Annotated in this window: 26 protein-coding genes; 19 read left to right on the forward strand and 7 right to left on the reverse strand. The window is 59.5% G+C overall.

All coding sequences use genetic code 11. The features are described from left to right. Positions 1-338: 338 nt before the first annotated feature. From EGN72_RS02150 to fliL, 5 genes are all read right to left on the reverse strand, one after another. Positions 339-2513, reverse strand: a complete 2175-nt coding sequence (locus tag EGN72_RS02150) for a hypothetical protein (RefSeq protein WP_127045006.1) — start codon at positions 2511-2513, stop codon at positions 339-341. Then, the gene (gene motA, locus EGN72_RS02155; protein WP_127045007.1) at positions 2510-3379 is read right to left on the reverse strand and encodes a flagellar motor stator protein MotA; all 870 of its coding nucleotides are present in this window, start codon (positions 3377-3379) and stop codon (positions 2510-2512) included. Before motA ends, EGN72_RS02150 begins: the two co-directional genes overlap by 4 nt. 67 nt (positions 3380-3446) lie before the next feature. Further along, positions 3447-3791 (reverse strand): MotE family protein, encoded by a 345-nt coding sequence (locus EGN72_RS19410; RefSeq protein WP_233586997.1) that lies wholly within the window; start codon positions 3789-3791, stop codon positions 3447-3449. A 248-nt stretch (positions 3792-4039) separates the two neighbouring features. Continuing rightward, the gene (locus tag EGN72_RS02165) at positions 4040-4444 is read right to left on the reverse strand and encodes a hypothetical protein (RefSeq protein ID WP_127045009.1); all 405 of its coding nucleotides are present in this window, start codon (positions 4442-4444) and stop codon (positions 4040-4042) included. 13 nt (positions 4445-4457) lie between these two features. Continuing rightward, positions 4458-4940 (reverse strand): flagellar basal body-associated protein FliL, encoded by a 483-nt coding sequence (fliL, locus tag EGN72_RS02170; protein WP_127045010.1) that lies wholly within the window; start codon positions 4938-4940, stop codon positions 4458-4460. Positions 4941-5063: 123 nt separating this feature from the next. Here fliL and fliF point away from each other — a divergent pair, with 123 nt between their 5' ends. The 6 genes from fliF to EGN72_RS02200 all read left to right on the forward strand — a co-directional run bounded on the left by fliF (position 5064) and on the right by EGN72_RS02200 (position 9632). Continuing rightward, positions 5064-6671, forward strand: coding sequence for a flagellar basal-body MS-ring/collar protein FliF (gene fliF / locus EGN72_RS02175; protein ID WP_199743683.1), 1608 nt, complete (start codon positions 5064-5066; stop codon positions 6669-6671). Further along, entirely contained in the window at positions 6671-7267 is a 597-nt protein-coding gene (locus tag EGN72_RS02180) for a flagellar biosynthesis protein (RefSeq protein WP_127045011.1), read from the forward strand. The genes fliF and EGN72_RS02180 overlap by 1 nt, the downstream gene beginning before the upstream one ends. Further along, positions 7260-7529 carry a FliM/FliN family flagellar motor switch protein gene (locus EGN72_RS02185; protein WP_127045012.1) on the forward strand — a complete coding sequence of 90 codons (270 nt, stop codon included), beginning with the start codon at positions 7260-7262 and terminating at the stop codon, positions 7527-7529. The genes EGN72_RS02180 and EGN72_RS02185 overlap by 8 nt, the downstream gene beginning before the upstream one ends. Positions 7530-7561: 32 nt before the next feature. Continuing rightward, on the forward strand, positions 7562-8248 hold the full coding sequence (fliP, locus tag EGN72_RS02190; RefSeq protein ID WP_127045042.1) for a flagellar type III secretion system pore protein FliP: 687 nt from the start codon (positions 7562-7564) through the stop codon (positions 8246-8248). A gap of 163 nt (positions 8249-8411) precedes the next feature. Further along, positions 8412-9032 carry a TIGR02466 family protein gene (locus EGN72_RS02195; protein ID WP_127045013.1) on the forward strand — a complete coding sequence of 207 codons (621 nt, stop codon included), beginning with the start codon at positions 8412-8414 and terminating at the stop codon, positions 9030-9032. Between the two features lie 45 nt (positions 9033-9077). Continuing rightward, complete coding sequence (locus EGN72_RS02200) at positions 9078-9632, forward strand: hypothetical protein (protein ID WP_127045014.1); 555 nt, start codon at positions 9078-9080, stop codon at positions 9630-9632. Here the strand turns inward: EGN72_RS02200 and EGN72_RS02205 are convergent. Then, the gene (locus EGN72_RS02205; RefSeq protein WP_127045015.1) at positions 9590-10147 is read right to left on the reverse strand and encodes a GNAT family N-acetyltransferase; all 558 of its coding nucleotides are present in this window, start codon (positions 10145-10147) and stop codon (positions 9590-9592) included. The two genes, EGN72_RS02200 and EGN72_RS02205, sit on opposite strands and share 43 nt — an antisense overlap. 257 nt (positions 10148-10404) lie before the next feature. Here EGN72_RS02205 and EGN72_RS02210 point away from each other — a divergent pair, with 257 nt between their 5' ends. From EGN72_RS02210 to EGN72_RS02245, 8 genes are all read left to right on the forward strand, one after another. Further along, positions 10405-11019: a ribonuclease D gene (locus tag EGN72_RS02210; RefSeq protein ID WP_127045016.1), complete on the forward strand. Its 615-nt coding sequence runs from the start codon at positions 10405-10407 to the stop codon at positions 11017-11019. A gap of 100 nt (positions 11020-11119) precedes the next feature. After that, positions 11120-11737 carry an LPS export ABC transporter periplasmic protein LptC gene (gene lptC, locus EGN72_RS02215; protein WP_127045017.1) on the forward strand — a complete coding sequence of 206 codons (618 nt, stop codon included), beginning with the start codon at positions 11120-11122 and terminating at the stop codon, positions 11735-11737. A 15-nt stretch (positions 11738-11752) separates the two neighbouring features. After that, complete coding sequence (locus EGN72_RS02220) at positions 11753-12253, forward strand: LptA/OstA family protein (RefSeq protein ID WP_127045018.1); 501 nt, start codon at positions 11753-11755, stop codon at positions 12251-12253. Continuing rightward, positions 12253-13011 (forward strand): LPS export ABC transporter ATP-binding protein, encoded by a 759-nt coding sequence (gene lptB, locus EGN72_RS02225; protein WP_127045019.1) that lies wholly within the window; start codon positions 12253-12255, stop codon positions 13009-13011. The genes EGN72_RS02220 and lptB overlap by 1 nt, the downstream gene beginning before the upstream one ends. Positions 13012-13236: 225 nt before the next feature. Beyond that, positions 13237-13812 carry a ribosome hibernation-promoting factor, HPF/YfiA family gene (gene hpf, locus EGN72_RS02230; RefSeq protein WP_127045020.1) on the forward strand — a complete coding sequence of 192 codons (576 nt, stop codon included), beginning with the start codon at positions 13237-13239 and terminating at the stop codon, positions 13810-13812. 33 nt (positions 13813-13845) lie between these two features. Then, positions 13846-14313, forward strand: coding sequence for a PTS sugar transporter subunit IIA (locus EGN72_RS02235; protein ID WP_127045021.1), 468 nt, complete (start codon positions 13846-13848; stop codon positions 14311-14313). An 8-nt stretch (positions 14314-14321) separates the two neighbouring features. Further along, positions 14322-15359 (forward strand): tRNA epoxyqueuosine(34) reductase QueG, encoded by a 1038-nt coding sequence (queG, locus tag EGN72_RS02240; protein WP_255417408.1) that lies wholly within the window; start codon positions 14322-14324, stop codon positions 15357-15359. 69 nt (positions 15360-15428) lie between these two features. Next, a complete protein-coding gene (locus EGN72_RS02245; RefSeq protein WP_127045022.1) occupies positions 15429-15623 on the forward strand; it encodes a hypothetical protein in 195 nt (64 codons plus the stop codon). A 42-nt stretch (positions 15624-15665) separates the two neighbouring features. Here EGN72_RS02245 and EGN72_RS02250 read toward each other — a convergent pair whose 3' ends face one another. Further along, positions 15666-16532, reverse strand: a complete 867-nt coding sequence (locus EGN72_RS02250) for a branched-chain amino acid aminotransferase (protein WP_127045023.1) — start codon at positions 16530-16532, stop codon at positions 15666-15668. 167 nt (positions 16533-16699) lie between these two features. Here EGN72_RS02250 and EGN72_RS02255 point away from each other — a divergent pair, with 167 nt between their 5' ends. Genes EGN72_RS02255 through EGN72_RS02275 form a run of 5 tightly spaced genes read left to right on the forward strand, consistent with a single transcriptional unit; the run spans position 16700 to position 19945 of the window. Continuing rightward, a complete protein-coding gene (locus tag EGN72_RS02255; protein WP_127045024.1) occupies positions 16700-17209 on the forward strand; it encodes a MarR family winged helix-turn-helix transcriptional regulator in 510 nt (169 codons plus the stop codon). After that, on the forward strand, positions 17209-17919 hold the full coding sequence (locus EGN72_RS02260) for a response regulator (RefSeq protein ID WP_127045044.1): 711 nt from the start codon (positions 17209-17211) through the stop codon (positions 17917-17919). Before EGN72_RS02255 ends, EGN72_RS02260 begins: the two co-directional genes overlap by 1 nt. A gap of 4 nt (positions 17920-17923) precedes the next feature. Continuing rightward, positions 17924-18856, forward strand: coding sequence for a histone deacetylase family protein (locus EGN72_RS02265; protein ID WP_127045025.1), 933 nt, complete (start codon positions 17924-17926; stop codon positions 18854-18856). Then, positions 18846-19085: an exodeoxyribonuclease VII small subunit gene (locus tag EGN72_RS02270; RefSeq protein WP_127045026.1), complete on the forward strand. Its 240-nt coding sequence runs from the start codon at positions 18846-18848 to the stop codon at positions 19083-19085. Before EGN72_RS02265 ends, EGN72_RS02270 begins: the two co-directional genes overlap by 11 nt. After that, on the forward strand, positions 19082-19945 hold the full coding sequence (locus tag EGN72_RS02275) for a polyprenyl synthetase family protein (protein WP_233586999.1): 864 nt from the start codon (positions 19082-19084) through the stop codon (positions 19943-19945). The genes EGN72_RS02270 and EGN72_RS02275 overlap by 4 nt, the downstream gene beginning before the upstream one ends. Positions 19946-19955 lie beyond the last annotated feature (10 nt).

The following is a 19955-nucleotide window of genomic DNA, read 5'->3' on the forward strand; positions in this document are numbered from 1 at the left end:
ACCGACGTGTTCAAGGCCATCGGAGCAATCTGCGACCTATACGATCCTCAAGAATGCTGGAACTACTTCAAGGCGGCCGGATATGTATCAGGTTAAAACCGAAATGCTTTAGGGCTGATGCCAAGCAAATCCTTGATATAAGCAAAATCCATCGGCCCTTCACCGATGACCGGTCCGCGCCAGTGGCACGTGCTGGCTATCTCTCAAACCTTCACTTCGCATCGGCCATAGATCTGCGCGTTCTCCGATCGAAGATGAGCAGACAAAACATTGCAGTTGTGTTGATCGGCAGGGCTTTTAGGGGGCTCCGAACCCTTCGCAAAGCGGACCGCCTTCCACTATTCCGAAACAAGTTTTTCGAGCAGACTCCTCGCTTTTGCGGTCTCATCCAATAGGTCGCGTGTCGTCGCAAGCGCGCCTTTTGTCGCCGCTGTTCCATCGCTCGCCTCCTCTGGTTGTTTGACGCCCGTGGCGAGAGCGGCGGCTTCTTTCCAAAGGTCATTCTCATCAATTGCGGCGATTTCGGCCCAAGCGCCTTGGTGGCGCGCGGCCAAGGCAGCTTCGCTCGAAAGGCCAATGTCCTTCAGCATAGCAGCAGCGCCCTTATCCCCCAATTGGGCCAAGGCCTGTGCCCGAAGCCTCTCAGCCGCCTCGGTTTGCAAACCATCAAGACCAGCGATTACGGCGCGCGCATCGTTTTGCTGCAACTCCGCTTCCGCGATCAACAGCCGATCTTCTTCCGACAGAACGCCATTATTGCGACTTGCCGCAGATAGCCAGTGCAATGCATTTTCCGGGAAACCAAGAGTGATGAGCCGCTTCGCGATGGCACGCCCAACGTCCATCGGGAGGATAGGAACCTCAGCGGGATTCGACAGAACCGCGAAAGCAAGCAATTCGGTATCTGACCCCGTCTCAGAGAGCATCCGCCAAACAGCGGCAGGCGCGATCGCTTTCTCCGCCAGTAGCCCGAATGCAGCCCCGTATCTATTTTGCGACGCATAGGCACGCGCAAGTGCTTCAACGATGGCGGACTCGTCTGGACCGCCCATCGTTTCAAATAACAAGGCCTCGGCCGTTGTCGCGAGGTCACGTGGAACCTCTCGGCCAGTGTCTGTATAAAGAAGGATCGAACTGATCGTTGACGTCAAACCTGCAGGTCCATTGGTGCCGACGATTGGCTTCAGGATCAGTTCGGCTTTGGCCGTCTCACCGCTCACGCGTTCGATTTCCGCTTCGAGCAAGTCAACCGATGCGCCATGTTCACCGGGCGCACGCAGAATCGCGTCGCGGATCGCGCGCGCCGTGGCTGCATCATCTTGCTGCAAGAAACGTTCCGCCAAACTCGGCCCAAGATGCCTGCGCAGATGGAGCGGCAAGGCAGAAAAGGCGCGCAACAGCGCCGGTATCGCGACGGATTTCATTGGCGGCGACTCGCTATTTGCCAGCACAGCCCAAAGGGCAGCGTTAGTGTTGCAGCCTTCCATCTCTGCCAGTGCAGTGCCGGGTACAGGTTCAAGATCAACAATATGCGCCATGGATTCCAACAACGCTCGATCTGCTGCCGCTATGTCCAGACCATTTAAAAGCAGTCGTGCCTCAGCCCCAAAACCAAGAAAGAGGTAATAGTGAACCGCACGGATAAGCCTTGCAGGATCAGGCCGATCAAATTCGCCAACGAGACCGGTGGTATAGGAGGCATAGTCTGAAATGACCGTAGAGTCGCCACCCCAATTCGCCACCTCCAAATCGGCATCCTGCCAGCAGGCCGCGCCGGCCCCTGTCATCGCGACATTGGCCTGATCTGTCGCATTTGGGTCTAGCTCTTGCGGATCGCCGATGCGAATATTGCCAAGATTTGCGCCTGCAGGCGTCCGTTTGCCAGGCTCCGTGGTAGGTATGGCAACTTCTACAACACCTTTTGAGGCGCCTTTGCTCAGTTGCCACAAAAGATCGTTCCTTAGTCCCTCAAGCCCCGGATCGACCAGAGGTTCCACCTCTGGCACCTGATTTCCCAAACGCGTTGCCGCCGCAATGGCATCTGACAGATCCTCATTGGTGCTTACCTCTTCGCGTGGTGCCGGGCGCGCAACAGGCGTAGTTAACGGGGGTAACACCTCGCCTGCGACCGTTTGTTCAAATGACGACCCTTCGGGTGGCTGACCATCCTTGATATCAATGACCAGTATGCCAGCGCGCAGTTCAAAGGGCATGGCATAACAAGGACACGCGATGTCAAACAGGAGCAAAGCATTGGCATCATCCCAAACGATGGATTTCAGTCGGTCCGTCGAAATGCGACGATACACGGCAGACAGATCGTATTGTGGGGTCGCGCCTTTGACGATCAGACCATACCCCGCCGCAGTTCGCACAAGCGACCAATCCGGCTGCGTTGGAAAAGTGAACACCAAACGAGTGAATGCCTCATGATCGCCGGTAGAGACAGACACAGGTTGGGCTTTAGCGGCAACTGCAAAATTTAACAGCAACAGAAATAGCAGCGTCCTCATGCGGCCTCCTGTTTCAGGGCGCGCAAAGCCTCTTCCAGGTCCGCGAATGTCGGGCGCACATGATGCGGCGTGTTCTGGCGCCCAACCTCAATGCAGATATTCGCGGGATGATTGTGAAGATTCGCGATCAGAACTTCTCGGATCAAGAGATAGAAATGATTGTCCTCTTCTGTAACGGCTTTGACGCGCGTTGCGAAAGGGCCAACAAGACCATAGGCCAGAAACACGCCGAGAAAGGTGCCCACTAGCGCGCCACCGATCATTTTTCCCAGTATTTCGGGCGGTTGATCCAAAGCCCCCATGGTTTTGATAATCCCCAGAACAGCCGCAACAATACCCAGCGCGGGCAGCGCGTCCGCAACGCTTTGCAGCGCATGGCTGGAATGCATGGCATGATGCTGCGTGGTCTCCATCCGCTTGTCCAACACCTCCTCGACCTGATGCGGATCATCGTAATTCATCGAAGCCGCGCGCAGCGTGTCGCAGATCAACTCAACTGATTCATGGTCGTGTTGAATTCTGGGATAGCGTTGAAAAATCGCAGAGTCGGAAGGGTTCTCAATATGCTCTTCCAAGGCAACCGGATTGGATTTGGCGATGCGAATCAACTCAAACAACAAGCACAACAGATCGCGGTAATCGGCGGGCTTCCATTTCGGGCCCTTGAAAACCTTACCCACATCTTTCGCGGTTTTCTTCACCGCCGCGAAGTCATTGGACACAAAGAAAGTGCCGAGGGCAGCCCCGCCGATCATGATCATTTCAAACGGCATCGCTTTGAGAATGATCCCAAGCTTGCCGCCTGCCAGCATGAACCCACCAAAAACCATCACGAAGATGACGACGATACCGATGATGCCGAACATTGGGCGCTCCTGCTCTGTCCTGTTTCTGCCACGCTGCCACAGGCAGATTAAGAAAGTCTGTTACTGATCAGTTTTTCGGAACATTTGCGTTCCGCCCGGCCAACAGCGCGCTGACGGCATAGGCGCTTTCCGGGGTCATCCCTGACAGAATCGCCGCTGCGGAATCGGGACGCATACGACCCAAGAACCCAGATGCGAATTCCGGTGCCATCGTCGAAAAAAGCGCGGCGGCATCTTTTGGCTTCATGGTCTGATACACTTCGGTCAGTCGGGTCAGATCGGCCTCGGCGGCCCCATCCGCCCGGGCCAAGGTTTCATTCAGCGATGCCTCAGCCTCGGCCAGTTTTGCCAAGCGAATTTCGATTGCCTGATCTGCCAGCGCCAAAGCGGCGAGCCGATCTTTCAAAGCCACCTCTTGCGCCTTAAGCTTTGCCTCCCGTTCGGACAGCGCTTCAGCCAAAGCGAGGGGCGGGAGCGGGCAGTCCAGCGCCGCAGCGGGTGCGTCAGAATCTTCTTTTTCACCCAGAGAATCGGTTAGGGCCATTGCGACCCCGATACCGTCACCGAGGCGCAACGCACCAGAAGCGGCTAAAAGAAGTGCGAGGATGACCAAAGCCCCGCGTCCCCCTTTACGCCGTGGGGCAGGTTTTGTGGCTTTGCTCATTCGGCTGCCTCCAACGCATCCTGTGCGGGGCGTCGCCGAACGAACCGCAACCGTTTCTCTGGCTCCTCCTCGCTTACCGCAGAGGCGCGTGCGGGCGGGCCAGCAGGCTTTTGTTCCGCAGGAAGGTCATGCATAGAGGCCAAAAGCAGCTCTAGCCGGGTTGCGACCGCTTCGCCTCGGTCGGTAATCGCCTCAAGGGTTTGAACCTGATTGTCGGCGGCCCCCCGCGCCGTTTCCAACGCCTTGGTCATGTCGTCGACCTGCGCTGACAACACGGCAATCGCGCCGCCCATGCCTGTTTCAAGCGTTTGCAGCCGCTTTAGTCGCTGGGCCAAAATATAGCAGTAGACTGCCGCCCCGAATGCGCCCGCCGCCAACAAGATATCCGCAATGAGTTGCATCTAGCTACCCCCTTCAATTCAAAACAAATTCTGTGATCAACAAATCGCGCACCCGGCCATCGCCAGTGACGATTTGAATCCGGCGCAGCAGATGGGCGCGAATCCGCACCAAGGCTGCCGGATCTTCCAATTGCCCCACGTCGATTGCGCGCAAATAGCCGTTCAGCACATCAAGGATGCGCGGCAACAGCATTGTGACATCCGCGCTGGCGGCTTTGGTCACCTCCAGTTGCGAAGTGAATCGCAAATGCCGCGTCTTGCTGCCCGCGCCGAGGGAAATCACGATCGGATCGACCGGCACAAAGGAAATATCCGGCAAGGGGCCGGGCGCCGCTTCTTCGGCATGCTCCTGTGACGGGGCAAGAATCATGCCGGACCAGGTGGCATAGAACCCACCCGCCCCCAACAGCACCGCAAGAACCAACCCGATCAGGAGTGGCAACTTGGATTTTTTCTTCGGTTCGCCCTCTTCAATGGGCTCTTCAGGCTCTGCCATCTTGGTCTCCGCCTCTTGCTGACTTTTTTATCTATAAGCCGAAGGTCACTAACCGATTGTTAAGGCCAATCCGCGAAACCTAAGGGCGAGTGGGGCAGAAGCCCCGAAAAGGAAAGAACGCCCGTGCAAAACCTGATTTCGCTTTGGTCTTCCCTCAACATGCGCCGCCGGATCGTCATCGTTGGCGCGACGATTGCCATGTTTCTGGCTGTTTTCGGCCTGTCTCGTATGGCTGCGACGCCCGGGATGGCGCTTCTCTACGCCGGGCTGGACAATAGCGCCGCGGGAGAGGTGATCCGCGCGCTGGACCAACGTGGGGTGGCCTATCAGGTCGTCGGTGACACGATTCGCGTTGATGCCAGTCAGCGGGATTCGTTGCGCATGACCCTTGCCACAGAAGGCCTGCCCGCAACGGGCGCCGCCGGGTATGAGCTGCTGGACGGGCTTTCGGGCTTTGGCACAACATCGCAGATGTTCGACGCGGCCTACTGGCGGGCCAAGGAAGGGGAACTTGCGCGCACGATCGTGGCGGCTCCGGCCATCCGCGCGGCGCGGGTTCATATTGCACAGGCTCCGTCCCAACCCTTTCAGCGCGATCAACGCCCGACAGCCAGCGTGACCGTTACATCAGCGACCGGCACCTTGGCGGCCGCACAGGCGAATGCGGTGCGCCATCTGGTTGCGGCCGCCGTCGCGGGTATGCAACCCGCTGATGTATCGGTGATCGACAGTGTGGCCGGGCTTCTGCCGTCCGAATCTGATCCTGGCATGCAGGGCGCAGACGGCAATGATCGCGCGACAGAGCTGAAGCGCAATATTGAGCGGCTTTTGACGGCCCGTGTCGGCCCCGGAAAAGCGATTGTCGAGGTTTCGGTGGAGGTCGAAACCGACCGCGAACAGATCACCGAACGCAGATTCGACCCGCAGGGCCGCGTTGCGATTTCCTCTGACACGGAGGAGCGCAGCAATTCTGCAACGCAGCCCGCAGGTGATGTGACGGTGGCGTCCAATCTTCCCGATGGCGATGCCGGCGCGGGTGGGGAAGGCAAAAGCAACTCTACTGAAACGCGCGAACGGGTGAATTACGAGGTTTCGGAAACCCAGCGCGAGATCGTGAAATCACCAGGCGCGCTGCGGCGGGTGTCTGTCGCCGTTCTGGTTGACGGCGAAGAGGTCAAGAACGCCGATGGCACTGTCACATGGCAAGCAAGAAGCGACGAAGAGCTTGGTATTCTGAGAGAGCTTGTCACCTCCGCCGCTGGTTTGAACGAAGAGCGGGGCGATGTTCTGGTGCTCAAATCGCTTGCGTTTGATCCCATTCCCGAAACCGGCAGTTTCGCCGAGGCAAGCCTGCTCTCAACCTTGGGGCCACTCGATCTGATGTCGCTTATACAGGCTGCTGTGCTGGCCTTGGTGGCGCTGGTTCTCGGGCTGTTTGTGTTGCGCCCGCTTCTGATGTCCAAGTCCATCGCCGCCGAACCCTCGGCGCTGGCCTTGCCTCCTGCCAACCCTTCGCCCGCGCGGGAGGCCGGATCGGTCCAGCGGGTGCTGACGGGTGAGATTGACGACAATGATCTGCCCGACCTCCCTGTCGTGTCTTTCGATGACGACGACCAAACTGAGAAGAACGACCCCATGGCCCGTTTGCGCCGGTTGATCGACGAGCGCCAAAGCGAAACGGTCGAGATTCTGCGCGGCTGGATGGAGACGGATGAGGAGGAGCAAGCCTGATGCCCCCATTGCGTCTTGAAGTGTTTGAGGAAACCACCCAGCCCAAGGCGGATACGGTGGTCACCGATCTGAGCGCGCTAGAAGAAGCGCGGCTTGCCTCTTATGAGCAAGGCTATTCCGCCGGGTGGGAAGATGCGACCTCGGCTCAGAAGGATGAAAAGGCCCTGCTGGCTGCGGAATTGTCGCGCAATCTGCAAGCTCTGTCTTTCACCTATCACGAAGCAAGGGTGCATGTGTTGCGGGCACTGGAACCGTTGTTGATTGGGATGGTCGACCAGATCCTTCCACAGATAGCGCGTGACACGCTTGGCCCGACGGTTCTCAAGGCGCTGACCCCTTTGGCCGAAGAAATGGCGGAGACGCCGATCAAACTCTTGTTCAACCCGGTCGCCCGCCCGGCACTCGAAACCATGCTGCTGTCGCTGAAGGGGCCTCCGCTTGAATTGATCGAAGAACCAACCCTAGGCGAAGCGCAGGTCTATCTGCGGCTTGGCGAAAGTGAGGTTCGCGTCGATCTCGAAGGCGCCATCACCGAGATCAGGACTGCATTGACGGATTTTCTAACCCTTTCCACAAAGGATTTGACCCATGGATGACCCTGCTGCCCAAAACCCCTTCAGCCAGGTTCCGATTGAAATCACCATCTCGGTGGGCCGGGCGCGGCCTCAGGTGCGCGATTTGTTGAAGCTGGAACGCGACGCTGTCTTGACCTTGGACCGGCGCGTCGATGACCCGGTGGAACTGTGGGTCGGCGACCGCATGATCGCACGCGGCGAGTTGGAAGAGCTGGAGGGGGAGCACGCCGGGCAATTGGCCGTGCGCCTGACAGAGGTCGTCAACCTGCGGGGCGGCCTGTGAGAAACGGCGCTGTTGTTGGCTGTCTAGTCGCGATGCTTCTTGCCTCGCCTGCTTTTGCACAGCAAATGACGATAGATTTCGGGGATGGAGCATCCTTTTCGGGCCGCGCGGTTCAATTGCTGGCGCTGGTCACCGTGCTAAGCCTTGTTCCCGGCCTTGCCATCATGGTGACCTGTTTTCCCTTTATCGTCACCGTCCTGTCGATTTTGCGGCAGGCCATCGGGCTACAGCAATCGCCCCCCAATATGTTGATTGTCAGCTTGGCGCTGTTCCTGACCTGGTATGTCATGGACCCGGTTTTCACCGAAGCTTGGCTGAAAGGGATCGAACCGCTCAGCACGAATTCGCTGGGGTTTGAGGAGGCATTTACCGCGACCATGGCCCCGTTTCGGGTCTTCATGGTGGCCCGGCTGGAACCAGACACCTTCGCCGCGATGCAAGCCCTGCGCCCCGGTGAAATCGGGCCGCCCGGCGATGCCCCCCTGTCTTTGCTGGTGCCTTCTTTCCTGCTGTCTGAAATCCAGAAAGCCTTTGAGATCGGGTTTCTGATCTATTTGCCGTTTCTGATCATTGATCTTGTGGTCGCTGCTGTGTTGATGTCGATGGGGATGATGATGGTGCCCCCGGCCGTTGTCTCCATGCCCTTCAAACTAGCGTTTTTCGTGGTGGCAGATGGTTGGGCACTTGTTTCTGCGGCCTTGGTGCGAAGCTATTTTTGATGCCTTGGCCTGTGCTAAACCAAGGGCTGGAACCGCATTTTCTTGCCCCGCCTCACAACAGCACCTCGGCTTAACCGCTTGCTGACAGCGCGCTGCTTGTGCCAAGATCGCGCCATCAACCAAGCCCCTTGGCGTCCCGTTTCCCGCCCTCAACAGGTTTTTCATGTCCAGCGTTTCCTCTCTCTTTGCCACCCAGCTTTATCGCGCAACCCTCACCGAATTTGGCGACAAGATCAGCGCGGAGGAGTTGGAAAATACCTGTCTCGGCATCGCCGAAGATGATGAGGCGGGCCAAAACTGGTGCGTGGAAAACGACTATGCCGGATACACCAGCTATGCCTCTCTGGACGATCTGCCTTGGCGCGATCCGTTGTTCAAACAGGTTGCCAAGGCTTTGGACAAACATGTCGCAGCCTTCGCTGAAACGCTCGCATTCGATCTGGGCGGCAAGAAACTGATCCTCGATTCGCTCTGGATCAATATCCTGCCGCAAGGGGGTATCCACACCTCGCATATCCACCCGCACAGCGTCATCAGCGGCACCACCTATGTCGCGATGCCCGAAGGGGCCAGCGCCATCAAGTTTGAAGACCCGCGCTTGCAGATGATGATGGCCGCCCCCCCGCGCCGCGCCGATGCGCCCGAGGATCTGCGCAACTTCATCTATGTAAAGCCCAAGGTTGGCGATATCCTGCTGTGGGAAAGCTGGCTGCGCCATGAGGTGCCGATGAATATGGCCGAAGAAGACCGTATCTCGGTCAGTTTCAATTACGCTTGGGGCTGACCCCCGCACCACATCAAATAATGCCCTCATTCACATCTGTTCAAAATGCGCTTTCTTGCCCTGATTTCCACAATTGTGGCCTGCGCCTCGCTGGTTGCGGCCCTGCTTCCGGGCCTATCAGACTGGCTGTTGCTGACGGTGCCAACGCTTCTGGCGAGCCTGTTTTTGCTGCTGCGCCATCGCCCGACCATATCCGAAAAACGGATTGTGGTCGATGCCTCCAACGTCATGTATTGGCTTGATAACACGCCCAAAATCGACACCCTGCGCGATGTCTTGCAAGCATTGAAGGCACAAGGCTTCACCCCCGGCACGATCTTTGATGCCAATGCCGGCTACCTCCTGACAGGAAGATATTTGGATGATGGCGATTTGGCGCGGCTTCTGGGCTTGCCCATTCAAAACGTCGTGGTGGTGCAAAAAGGCACCCCGGCAGACCCCGTGATCCTGCGCGCCGCGCGCGATCTTGGCGCGCCGATCCTCAGCAATGACCTGTATCGCGATTGGGTCGGCGATCATCCAGAGATCAAAACCCCCGGCCATCTCATCAAAGGTGGCTACAAGGATGGCGCGCTTTGGCTTGGCCTGCCCGCCGCCTGACCTGTGGCACGGTCCAGCCGATAGGTGGCACAAGACTGCCCATAATGCTGCTCAATCCCCAGATCACGCATCCCCAACCGCTCCATCACGCGGATCGAGGCGCGATTGTCAGGATGCGCAACCGCAATCACATGGTCCACTCCGACCCGCGTAAAGGCAAAGGCAACCGCCGCGCGCGCCGCTTCCGAGGCAAAACCTTGCCCCCACGCGTCCCGACGCAAGCGCCACCCGATCTCAAGCGGTGCAGCTTCCTCATGCGCAAGATGCTGCACACACGCGCTTCCCAACACCGCGCCATCCGCACGCGACATCAAAGCCCACCAGGAAAACCCAAAAAGCGCCCAGCGGCCCTGCACCCGCTCTATCGCTGCTTGCGTCTCCGCCCGCGTCCGCGGCTTGCCATCCCCGATAAAGCGCATCACCTCCGGGTCACCGTCCATGGCGAACAGGCCTTCCAGATGCTGTGGCTGAAACGGCTCCATCCGCAGCCGCTCCGTGATCACTTCAAAACCCATCGCCCTCGCCCTTTCATCTATTCAAAAATATCCTCGGGGGGTGAGGCGCCTTGCGCCGAGGGGGGCAGACAGCCCCCCTCCCGCGCCACCACACATACCCCGCCCCATTCTCAACCCAATAGCGGTTGCCAATAGCCCAATGCCCTAGCCAAAGGGCAATGCACTGGCATCGCCGCAAGCAGGCTTGGCTTTTCACCACCGCCCCGCCTATAAGCGGGGCAAAGCATCCTTGCCTTCATAGCCGAAAGCCCCCGACCATGACCATTCATCTCTATCGAAACGACCTGCCCGACGGGCTTGACCTTGGCACGATCGTCGCGATTGATACCGAAACCATGGGGCTGGACCCCCGGCGAGATCGGCTCTGTGTGGTGCAGCTTTCTTCGGGCGATGGTCATGCGCATCTGGTGCAGATTGCCAAAGGTCAAACCTCGGCGCCCAATCTGGAACGTCTGCTGACCGACCCCAAAGTGACCAAGCTGTTCCATTTCGGTCGCTTCGATATTGCCGCCTTGCAAAACGCTTTTGGCATTGTCACCGCCCCGGTTTGGTGCACCAAGATCGCCTCGCGGCTTGTGCGCACCTTCACGGATCGGCATGGGCTGAAATATCTGTTGTCGGAACTGGTCGGCGTCGATGTGTCCAAGCAGCAGCAAACCTCTGACTGGGGCGCAGATACCCTGACCGAGGCGCAAAAGGATTACGCCGCCTCGGACGTGCTGTATCTGCACAAGCTGAAAGAGGCGCTGGAGGCCCGGCTGATCCGCGAAGACCGCATGGACCTTGCACAGCGCCTGTTCCATTTTCTGCCAACCCGGGCAGAGCTTGACCTGATGGGATATGACGAGCCGCTGGACATCTATCACCACTAAAGCCCCCGGATCGGCGGAGGAACGCCGCAGCGGCACCGGGAGGCTTGGCCCGGCACGCCGAAGCGATTAGCTTGAACCGACCTGCGACCAGAACGTGAGCATGATGAACGGGCATGACAACTTTCATTCTACCGTTGTCGCATGGCTCAAGGTTGCCCTGCCGCTGATCGCGCTTGCGATCTTGTCGACCTTGTTTCTGGTGTCCCGCACGATTGATCCGGCTGATGCGATCCCTTTCGCAGAAGTGGATATCGAAGACCGCGTGCGCGAACCGCGCCTGACCAACCCGACATGGGCAGGTGTCACTGATGACGGTGCCGCGCTGACCATCGCCGCAGATGAGGCCCGGCCCGAACGGGACGGCAGCGCCGGTTCTACCGCCAGCAAGCTGGTCGTCGAATTGCAGACACCGGATGGCGGCGTCGCAAAGCTTGTCTCGGCCCAAGGCGTGCTGAATACGACGACCAAACGGTTCACGGCGGATGGCGGCGTGACGATTACCACCTCCACCGGATATGAGCTGGAGACAGAAACCCTGACCGCCGCATTGGATCGCACCTCATTTGTCAGCGATGGCGCGGTGCAAGGCACAGGCCCCGCAGGGACCATCACCGCCGGGCAGATGGAGATTACACAGGAAAGTAATGGCTCTGACAGTTATCTTCTTGTTTTCAAGAAGGGCGTCAGGCTGTTATACCTACCAGCAATTCAACAATAGGTTTCGGGACAGGGCATGTTTAAGGCGTTACGCGTATCCACCATCGTGGCACTGTTTGCCCTGTTTCCCGTCTTGTCCTTGGCGCAGGGGGCTAGCGTTGCCTTTGGCGGGTTGAAACAAGACACAACGCTGCCCGTCGAGGTCACAGCGGATAATCTTGCGGTCAATCAAGCTGATGGCACAGCCGAATTTTCCGGCAATGTGCTGGTCGGCCAAGGCGACATGCGGCTGTCGGCCGGGCGCGTCAAAGTGGAATACACTGCCGATGGCACAGGAATTTCCCGGCTTTTCGCCAGCGAAGGCGTCACGCTGATCAACGCCACCGATGCTGCCGAGGCGCGCGAAGCGATTTACACCATCGAAAGCGGTGAAGTGGTGATGACCGGGGATGTTTTGCTGACCCAAGGCGGCAATGCCCTGTCAGGGCAAAAGCTGGTGATTGACCTGAAGGCCGGGACCGGGGTGATGGAAGGGCGGGTGCAAACCGTCTTTCAGCCGGGCAAGGCCAAGAACTGATGCCCCCCCCTGAACTCCACGTCAAAGAGGGTGATGCCGGCCTGCATATTCGCGGCCTGCGCAAAAGCTATAAAAAGCGGCCCGTGATCCGCGATGTGTCCATGCATCTGAACCGGGGGGAGGTGGTTGCCCTTCTGGGGCCCAACGGCTCGGGCAAGACCACTTGTTTTTATGCGATTGCGGGCCTGGTTTCGCCCGAGGGCGGGCAGGTTCTGATCAATGGGCGCGATGTGACCGGGTTGCCGATGTATCGGCGGGCGCGGCTGGGCATCGGCTATTTGCCGCAAGAGGTCAGTATCTTTCGCGGCCTGTCGGTCGAAGACAATATCCTCGCCGTGCTGGAAATCGCGCTGGATGACCGCCACAAGCGGCGGGAGCGGCTGGAAGAGCTGTTGTCCGAGTTTTCCATCACCCATCTGCGCCGCGCCCCGGCTTTGGCGCTGTCGGGCGGGGAACGGCGGCGCGTCGAGATTGCGCGCTGTCTTGCCGCAGACCCGAAATATCTGCTGTTGGATGAACCCTTTGCCGGCGTCGACCCCATCGCCGTGGGCGAGATTCGCCACCTTGTCAGCGATTTGAAACGTCGCGGCATCGGGGTGCTGATCACCGATCACAACGTCCGCGAGACGCTGGAGATCGTGGACCGCGCCTATATTCTGCATGACGGCACCGTTTTGATGAGCGGGACCACCGATGAGGTGGTGCGCGACGAAAACGTGCGCCGCGTCTATCTGGGCCAGAATTTTCGCATCAGCTAATTGCCGCGCAACCCATCGTTTCCAAGCAACCCCATTGACAAGTCGGCCTTCTGTGTCGCCAAATACTCTGGATGCTAGCACTACCGAACAGGTGACATAGCTTTCGTTGATGGTCGTAACCGACCAGAAACAAAAGGTTTTCGTTAACTTGTTTGGTGTCTAAACCCATCGGCAGGGTGCCTCGCAGCGTGCAGGTGTCCTATGTCGAAACAAAGAGGAGGGATTATGCGGTATCAGATCACGGGCAAACAGATCGACATTGGTGAGGCGTTGCAAACGCACGTCAAAGCAGAACTTGGGGAGACTGTTGAAAAATATGCTCAACGCCCGACCGAAGCTGTCGTGATTTTCTCTCGGAATGCTCATGAATTGGTCTGTGAATCGACAATCCACCTGTCCACCGGGCTGACTGCACAGGCCAAAGGTCACGCGACCGAGATTTATGCCGCCTTTGAAGCTTGCCGCGAAAAGATGGACAAGCAGTTGCGCCGCTACAAGCGCCGTCTGCGCGACCACCACCGCGACCGCGTAACCCCTGTTGAGTTTGACGGCGGTTCCTCTTATATCCTCGCGGGAAACGAAGAGCACGAGGATGCGGAGCCCGAGACGCTTCAGCCCATGATCATCGCCGAGATGGAAACCAAGGTTCCCACACTTTCGGTCGGCGAGGCGGTCATGCAGTTGGAATTGGCAGGGCAACGCATGCTGGTGTTTCGCAACTCGAAGCACAGCGGTGTGAATGTCGTGTATCGTCGTGATGACGGGAACATCGGCTGGATTGACCCGCGCAACAGTAAATAAAGCGCCGCATCGTGGCGCAGGAAAAAGCGGACCATGAATCTTTCTGATATCCTTGCGCCCGGTGCCGTTCGCATCGTCAGCCATCTGACCAGCAAAAAGCGGCTCTTCCAAGAAATTGGTGAGATTGTCGCCTCGGTTCACGGGCTGAATGCATCTGTTGCGATTGAAGGTCTGCAAGAACGCGAAAGCCTTGGCCCCACCGGTGTGGGCCATGGCATCGCCCTGCCCCATGCCCGTTTGCAAGAATTGCAAAAGATCATCGGGGTTTTTGTGCGTTTGGAAAAACCGCTGGATTATGACTCGGTTGATCGGCAGCCTGTCGATCTGGTCTTTGCCCTGTTCGCCCCCAAGGATTCCGGGGTGGACCACCTGAAAGCGCTGGCACTTGTGTCGCGCACCATGCGCGATGCAGGCGTGGTCGCCAAGCTGCGCGCCAATTCCGACCCTGCCAAGCTGCACGCCATTCTGACCGAGGCGCGCGCGCCGCAAGCCGCAGCCTGATCGGGGCCGTGGCACCCGGCGTCACCCGCGAAACCATCCACGCCCGCGCAATGGCCGAGGGGTTTTCCGCCTTTGGCATCTGCGCGCCCGATGCCACGCCCCACACGGCAGGGCGTTTGGACCAGTTTGTCGCGTTGGGGCGGCATGGGCAAATGGGTTGGATGGCCGAACGCATGGGCTGGCGCGGGTCTGCCGCCGCTCTTTGGCCCGAGGCGCGGTCGGTTATCATGCTGGCCGAGGTATACACCCCCGAAGGCAACCCGCTTGACGTTCTGGCCCAAACGGACCGCGCGGCGGTTTCCGTCTATGCGCAGGGGCGCGATTATCATGATCTAGTCAAGAAGCGGTTGAAACGTCTGGGGCGCTGGCTGGTTGAGGCGACAGGCGCAGAAATCAAGGTGTTCGTTGATACCGCCCCCGTGATGGAAAAGCCTTTGGCACAGGCGGCAGGTTTGGGCTGGCAAGGCAAACACACCAATCTTCTGTCGCGTGATCTGGGCAATTGGTTCTTTTTGGGCGCGCTGTTCACCACGCTTGATCTGCCCAAGGACAGCCCCGAAAGCAGCCATTGCGGCACTTGCACCGCCTGTCTGGATATTTGCCCGACAAAGGCTTTTCCCGCGCCTTATCAATTGGATGCACGGCGCTGCATTTCCTATCTGACCATTGAGCACAAAGGCCCGATCGACGCAGAGTTGCGCCCGCTTTTGGGCAACCGCATTTATGGCTGTGATGATTGTCTGGCGATCTGCCCGTGGAACAAATTTGCCGTTGCCGCCTCGGAAATCGGCTATGCGCCGCGGGTCGGCGCGCCCTTGCTGGCAGAGCTTGCCGCGCTGGATGATGCCACCTTTCGCGCTCGGTTTTCCGGCAGCCCGGTCAAACGCATCGGGCGCGACAGGTTCCTGCGCAATGTGCTCTATGCCATCGGAAATTCCGGCAACCCGGACCTGCGCGCCGCCGCCGCGCCGCATGTGGCAGACCCGGATCCGGCGGTTGCCGATGCCGCCCAATGGGCACTGCACCGCCTGTCTCTGGCGCCTTAGGCCACCAAGGGGGCGACTTTTCCCGCAAAACGTGTTACCTTTGGCGGGCATAACCTATGGGAGGATGCCATGACCAAACATCTCGCAGATCACCGCAACCCGCCCAACCTGCTGCGCCGCAAGTATTTCTGGGCTTTGGAACGCACGGCGAATGAAACCGCGCCGCATCCGGTGATCAAAACCCTGTCAAAGCGCGCGCAGCCCCGAACAGACGCCAGCCGCATGCAGCATTTCCTGCGGATTGAGCGTGGTGAAATGGCCTGAGGGCCCACGGTTTTTCACCGAAAACGCAGGCCCTCAGGGGGGTTAGCGGCGCACCAGCGCCTCATATTCCGCCGAGATATCGCGGGTCAGTTGGCCGACTTCGAAGTTGTAATCGCCAATCTGACCCACGGGCGTAATCTCGGCGGCGGTCCCCGTCAGCCAGCATTGCTGCATGCTTTCCAGCTCTGCGGCTTCGATCCGGCGCTCCTGCACCTCGATGCCCTTTTCCTTCAGCATCCCGATCACGGTTTGCCGGGTGATCCCGTTCAGGATGCCATCGGCCAGCGGCGTATGCACCACGCCATCCTTGACGAAAAAGATATTCGCCCCGGTCGCCTCGGCCACATAACCGCGATAATCAAACATCATCGCGTCTGAACAGCCTTTCGCCTCGGCCGCGTGTTTGGACATGGTGCAGATCATGTAAAGCCCTGCCGCCTTGGCCGCATGGGGAATGGTTTCCGGGCTGGGCCGCTTCCATTTCGCGATGTCCAGCTTGGCCCCTTTCATCTTAGCGTCGCCATAGTAATTCCCCCATTCCCAGACAGCGATAGCCAGATGGATCGGGTTGCGCTTGGAGGCCACGCCCATATCCTCACCCGCGCCGCGCCATGCCACCGGGCGCACATAGGCATTGGTCAGCCCGTTGGCTTTCAGCGTGGCTTCCTTTGCGGCCTCAATCTCGGCCACCGACCAGGGCAGTTCCATATCCAGCAATTCGCCGGATTTGCGCAGCCGTTCGGAATGTTCCACCGATTTGAAAATCTTGCCGTTGTAGCAGCGTTCGCCTTCAAACACCGACGAGGCGTAGTGCATCGCATGGGTCAGGATATGCACTTTGGCACTGCGCCAATCGACAAGCTCCCCGTCCATCCAGATTTTGCCATCACGGTCATCATATCCAGCCATCGCTGCGCCCTCCCTCGGGTGAATTGCAAAAGTTGCGCAATTTAGGGCCGATACGGTCATAAAGTTGCGTAAAATCGGGAAATCGCTAACAGTTGGCGCTTGGAAAGTCAACAAGGCTGACTTAAAACCATGTCAACCACACTGGATCAAACGGGTGGAGGCAAGGGATGGACCATTCAAAAACCGGCACAAGCCACAGCGACAGCCTGCTGTTTCTGACCGATGAGCAGTTGCGCAAAGGCATTGAGGCGATGTTTTTTGCCTATCGCGGCTTTACCGCTGACCCGGATCGCATCTTGGAAGGCATGGATTATGGCCGCGCCCATCACCGCGCGTTGCATTTCATCCATCGCAGCCCCGGCACCACGGTGAACAACCTTCTGGCGATCCTTGGTGTGACCAAGCAATCGCTGAACCGGGTGCTGCGCAGCCTGATCGAGGATGGTCTGGTCGAAAGCCGGGTGGGCCGCGCCGATAAACGCGAACGTCATTTGCATCTGACGGAAAAAGGCGCTGATCTGGAGCGCAGCCTGTCGGATGCGCAGCGCGCGCGGATGCGGGCGGCCTATCGTGCGGCCGGGCCGGGCGCTGTGCAGGGGTTTCGGCATGTGCTAGAGGCGATGATGGATGAAAGCGCGCGTAAACAGTATCTGAGCCTTAAGGAGAATTCCCCATGATCCCCGACCCGCAGGCCCATCTTTTGGTCGTCGATGATGATGAGCGTATTCGCGGCCTGTTGCAGAAATTCCTGATGCGCAACGGTTTTCTGGTCACGATCGCCCGTGATGGTGCGCAGGCGCGGCGGTTGCTGGAAGGTCTGGATTTCGACATGATCGTGCTGGATGTGATGATGCCCGGCGTCGATGGCATTGCCCTGACGCGCGAGCTGCGCGCGCGTCTGGCGGTGCCGATCCTGCTGTTGACCGCGCGCGGTGAAACGTCCAGCCGGATCGAGGGGTTAGAGGCAGGGGCCGACGATTACCTTGTGAAACCGTTTGAGCCGAAAGAACTGCTCTTGCGCATCAACGCCATTTTGCGCCGCGTGCCGCAGGTGCAGGCCGAAGCAGGGCCAAAGGTGCTGCATCTGGGAAGCGTGCGCTATGACATCGACCGGGGGGAGTTGTGGCAAGGCGGCGACCCCGTGCGCCTGACCGCGACCGAGGCGCAACTCATGCGGATTTTCGCGGCCCAACCCGGCCAGCCGATCAGCCGCGAAACCCTTGCCGGTGATCTGGGCCGCGACAGCAGCGCCGAGGAAAAGACCGGGCAGGAACGTGCCGTCGATGTGCAGATCACCCGTCTGCGCCGCAAGATCGAGCATGACCCAAAGCAGCCACGTTATCTGCAAACCGTGCGCGGCGCGGGCTATATGCTGGCCCCAGATTAAGGCCATGGCGACGGCGCTATTCTCTCATCCCGATTGCGATGCCCACCGGGAACCGCCGGGCCACCCCGAACAATCTGCCCGGCTTTCTGCCGTTCTGGCCGCGCTGTCGGGGCTTGATCTGGCGCGTCATGACGCCCCCATGGGGGCAGAGGCCGATATTCTGCGCTGCCATCCGCAAAGCTATATCAACCGCATCCGCGCCGCCCTGCCCGCGCAAGGCTGGGCGCAGGTGGATGGTGATACCTATCTGGCCCCCGGCAGTTTTCGGGCCGCTTTGCGTGGGGTTGGCGGGGTCTGTGCGGCGGTGGATCTGGTGCTGTCGGGCGGTGCGGCGAATGCTTTTGTCGCCACGCGCCCGCCCGGCCATCATGCCGAAACGGATACCGCCATGGGGTTTTGCCTGTTCGGCACCATCGCCATCGCCGCGAAATATGCGCTGGACCACCACAAACTGGCCCGCGTGGCGGTTGTGGATTTTGACGTGCATCACGGCAACGGCACCCAAGACCTGCTGTGGGATGAGCCGCGCGTGATGTTCGCCTCTTCGCACCAAATGCCGCTTTATCCCGGGTCGGGGGCAGCGCATGAGGTGGGCGCGCATCGCCAGATCATCAACCTGCCGCTGCGTGCAGGCAGTTCCGGGGCCGATATGCGCGCCGCCTATGATGCCCATATCTTCCCCCGGATCGACGCTTTTGCGCCAGAGTTGATTCTGGTTTCCGCCGGGTTTGATGCCCATCGCGCCGATCCTTTGGCCAATCTGAACTGGACCGAGGATGATTTTGCTTGGCTGACGCAGCGGATTTGCGATCTTGCGGATGACCATTGCGCGGGGCGGGTGGTATCGGCACTGGAGGGCGGCTATGATCTGCCCGCACTCGCGGCCTCGGCTGCCGCCCATGTGAACGTATTGAAGGAACGCGGACATGACAGATAAACCAGTTGCGGACATGAGTTTTGAAGAGGCGATGGGCGCGCTGGAACAGGTTGTCACCTCCCTGGAGCGGGGCGAAGTGCCGCTGGAAGCCTCTATCGCGCTGTATGAACGCGGGGCGGCCTTGAAGGCGCATTGCGCGGCCAAGTTGAAAGAGGCCGAAGACAAGGTCGAGATGATCCGCGCCAAGGATGGCCAAGCCATCGGCACCACCCCGGCGGAGGGGATGTGACCTTTCCAACCGTGCTGGCCGCTTCGGCCCGGCAGGTGCAAGCCCGGCTTGATCTTGCCTTGAATGATCTGGACGATGAACCCGTCATCCATGCCATGCGCTATGCGCTGGCGGGGGGCAAAGGCTTGCGCGGGTTTTTCGTGCTGGAATCGGCGGCGCTACACGGGATTGCGCCTGAAAACGCCGTGGCCGCCGCTGCCGCGATTGAGGCGATGCATGCCTATTCGCTGGTGCATGATGATCTGCCTTGCATGGATAATGATGATCTGCGCCGGGGCCTGCCCACCGTGCACCGCAAATGGGATGAGGCGGTGGCCGTTCTGGCGGGCGATGCGCTGCAAACACTTGCCTTTGAGCTGCTGACCGATGCAGCGCTTGGCCTCAACCGGCTGGCGCTGATCGCTGGCATGGCGCGGGCGGCGGGGGCGCGCGGCATGGTGCTGGGGCAGGCCTTGGATATGGCCGCCGAAACCGCTGCCACCCCGTTGACGCTGCAACAGATCACCCGATTGCAGGCGGGCAAAACCGGGGCCTTGTTTGAATGGTCGGCCACCGCAGGCGCGGTGCTGGCCGGGGCGGACCCGGCCCCCTTGGGGCGATATGCCGCCGCCATGGGCCTTGCCTTTCAGATCGCTGATGACATCTTGGATGTCACGGGCGACGCCGCGAAAGCGGGCAAGAAACTGGGCAAGGATGCCGAGGCTGGAAAGGCCACTTTCGTATCTCTGCTTGGGCTGGACGGGGCGCAGACGCGCGCGGCCAGCCTGATTGATGAGGCAACCGCCGCCCTCGCCCCCTATGGTGCGCGGGCCGGGACTTTGATTGCAGCGGCGCGTTTCGTGATCGCCCGCGAGAACTAGGCTCAGGGGA

Source organism: Pseudorhodobacter sp. E13 (assembly GCF_003991405.1).
Taxonomy (GTDB): domain Bacteria; phylum Pseudomonadota; class Alphaproteobacteria; order Rhodobacterales; family Rhodobacteraceae; genus Pseudorhodobacter.

Coding starts and splice junctions, on each gene's coding strand:
- EGN72_RS02150 (WP_127045006.1), bottom strand. CDS start 2,513: ATGAGGACGCTGCTATTTCTGTTGCTGTTAAATTTTGCAGTTGCCGCT.
- motA (WP_127045007.1), bottom strand. CDS start 3,379: ATGTTCGGCATCATCGGTATCGTCGTCATCTTCGTGATGGTTTTTGGT.
- EGN72_RS02165 (WP_127045009.1), bottom strand. CDS start 4,444: ATGCAACTCATTGCGGATATCTTGTTGGCGGCGGGCGCATTCGGGGCG.
- fliL (WP_127045010.1), bottom strand. CDS start 4,940: ATGGCAGAGCCTGAAGAGCCCATTGAAGAGGGCGAACCGAAGAAAAAA.
- EGN72_RS02180 (WP_127045011.1), top strand. CDS start 6,671: ATGCCCCCATTGCGTCTTGAAGTGTTTGAGGAAACCACCCAGCCCAAG.
- EGN72_RS02185 (WP_127045012.1), top strand. CDS start 7,260: ATGGATGACCCTGCTGCCCAAAACCCCTTCAGCCAGGTTCCGATTGAA.
- fliP (WP_127045042.1), top strand. CDS start 7,562: ATGCTTCTTGCCTCGCCTGCTTTTGCACAGCAAATGACGATAGATTTC.
- EGN72_RS02195 (WP_127045013.1), top strand. CDS start 8,412: ATGTCCAGCGTTTCCTCTCTCTTTGCCACCCAGCTTTATCGCGCAACC.
- EGN72_RS02200 (WP_127045014.1), top strand. CDS start 9,078: ATGCGCTTTCTTGCCCTGATTTCCACAATTGTGGCCTGCGCCTCGCTG.
- EGN72_RS02205 (WP_127045015.1), bottom strand. CDS start 10,147: ATGGGTTTTGAAGTGATCACGGAGCGGCTGCGGATGGAGCCGTTTCAG.
- EGN72_RS02210 (WP_127045016.1), top strand. CDS start 10,405: ATGACCATTCATCTCTATCGAAACGACCTGCCCGACGGGCTTGACCTT.
- lptC (WP_127045017.1), top strand. CDS start 11,120: ATGATGAACGGGCATGACAACTTTCATTCTACCGTTGTCGCATGGCTC.
- EGN72_RS02220 (WP_127045018.1), top strand. CDS start 11,753: ATGTTTAAGGCGTTACGCGTATCCACCATCGTGGCACTGTTTGCCCTG.
- lptB (WP_127045019.1), top strand. CDS start 12,253: ATGCCCCCCCCTGAACTCCACGTCAAAGAGGGTGATGCCGGCCTGCAT.
- hpf (WP_127045020.1), top strand. CDS start 13,237: ATGCGGTATCAGATCACGGGCAAACAGATCGACATTGGTGAGGCGTTG.
- EGN72_RS02235 (WP_127045021.1), top strand. CDS start 13,846: ATGAATCTTTCTGATATCCTTGCGCCCGGTGCCGTTCGCATCGTCAGC.
- EGN72_RS02245 (WP_127045022.1), top strand. CDS start 15,429: ATGACCAAACATCTCGCAGATCACCGCAACCCGCCCAACCTGCTGCGC.
- EGN72_RS02250 (WP_127045023.1), bottom strand. CDS start 16,532: ATGGCTGGATATGATGACCGTGATGGCAAAATCTGGATGGACGGGGAG.
- EGN72_RS02255 (WP_127045024.1), top strand. CDS start 16,700: ATGGACCATTCAAAAACCGGCACAAGCCACAGCGACAGCCTGCTGTTT.
- EGN72_RS02265 (WP_127045025.1), top strand. CDS start 17,924: ATGGCGACGGCGCTATTCTCTCATCCCGATTGCGATGCCCACCGGGAA.
- EGN72_RS02270 (WP_127045026.1), top strand. CDS start 18,846: ATGACAGATAAACCAGTTGCGGACATGAGTTTTGAAGAGGCGATGGGC.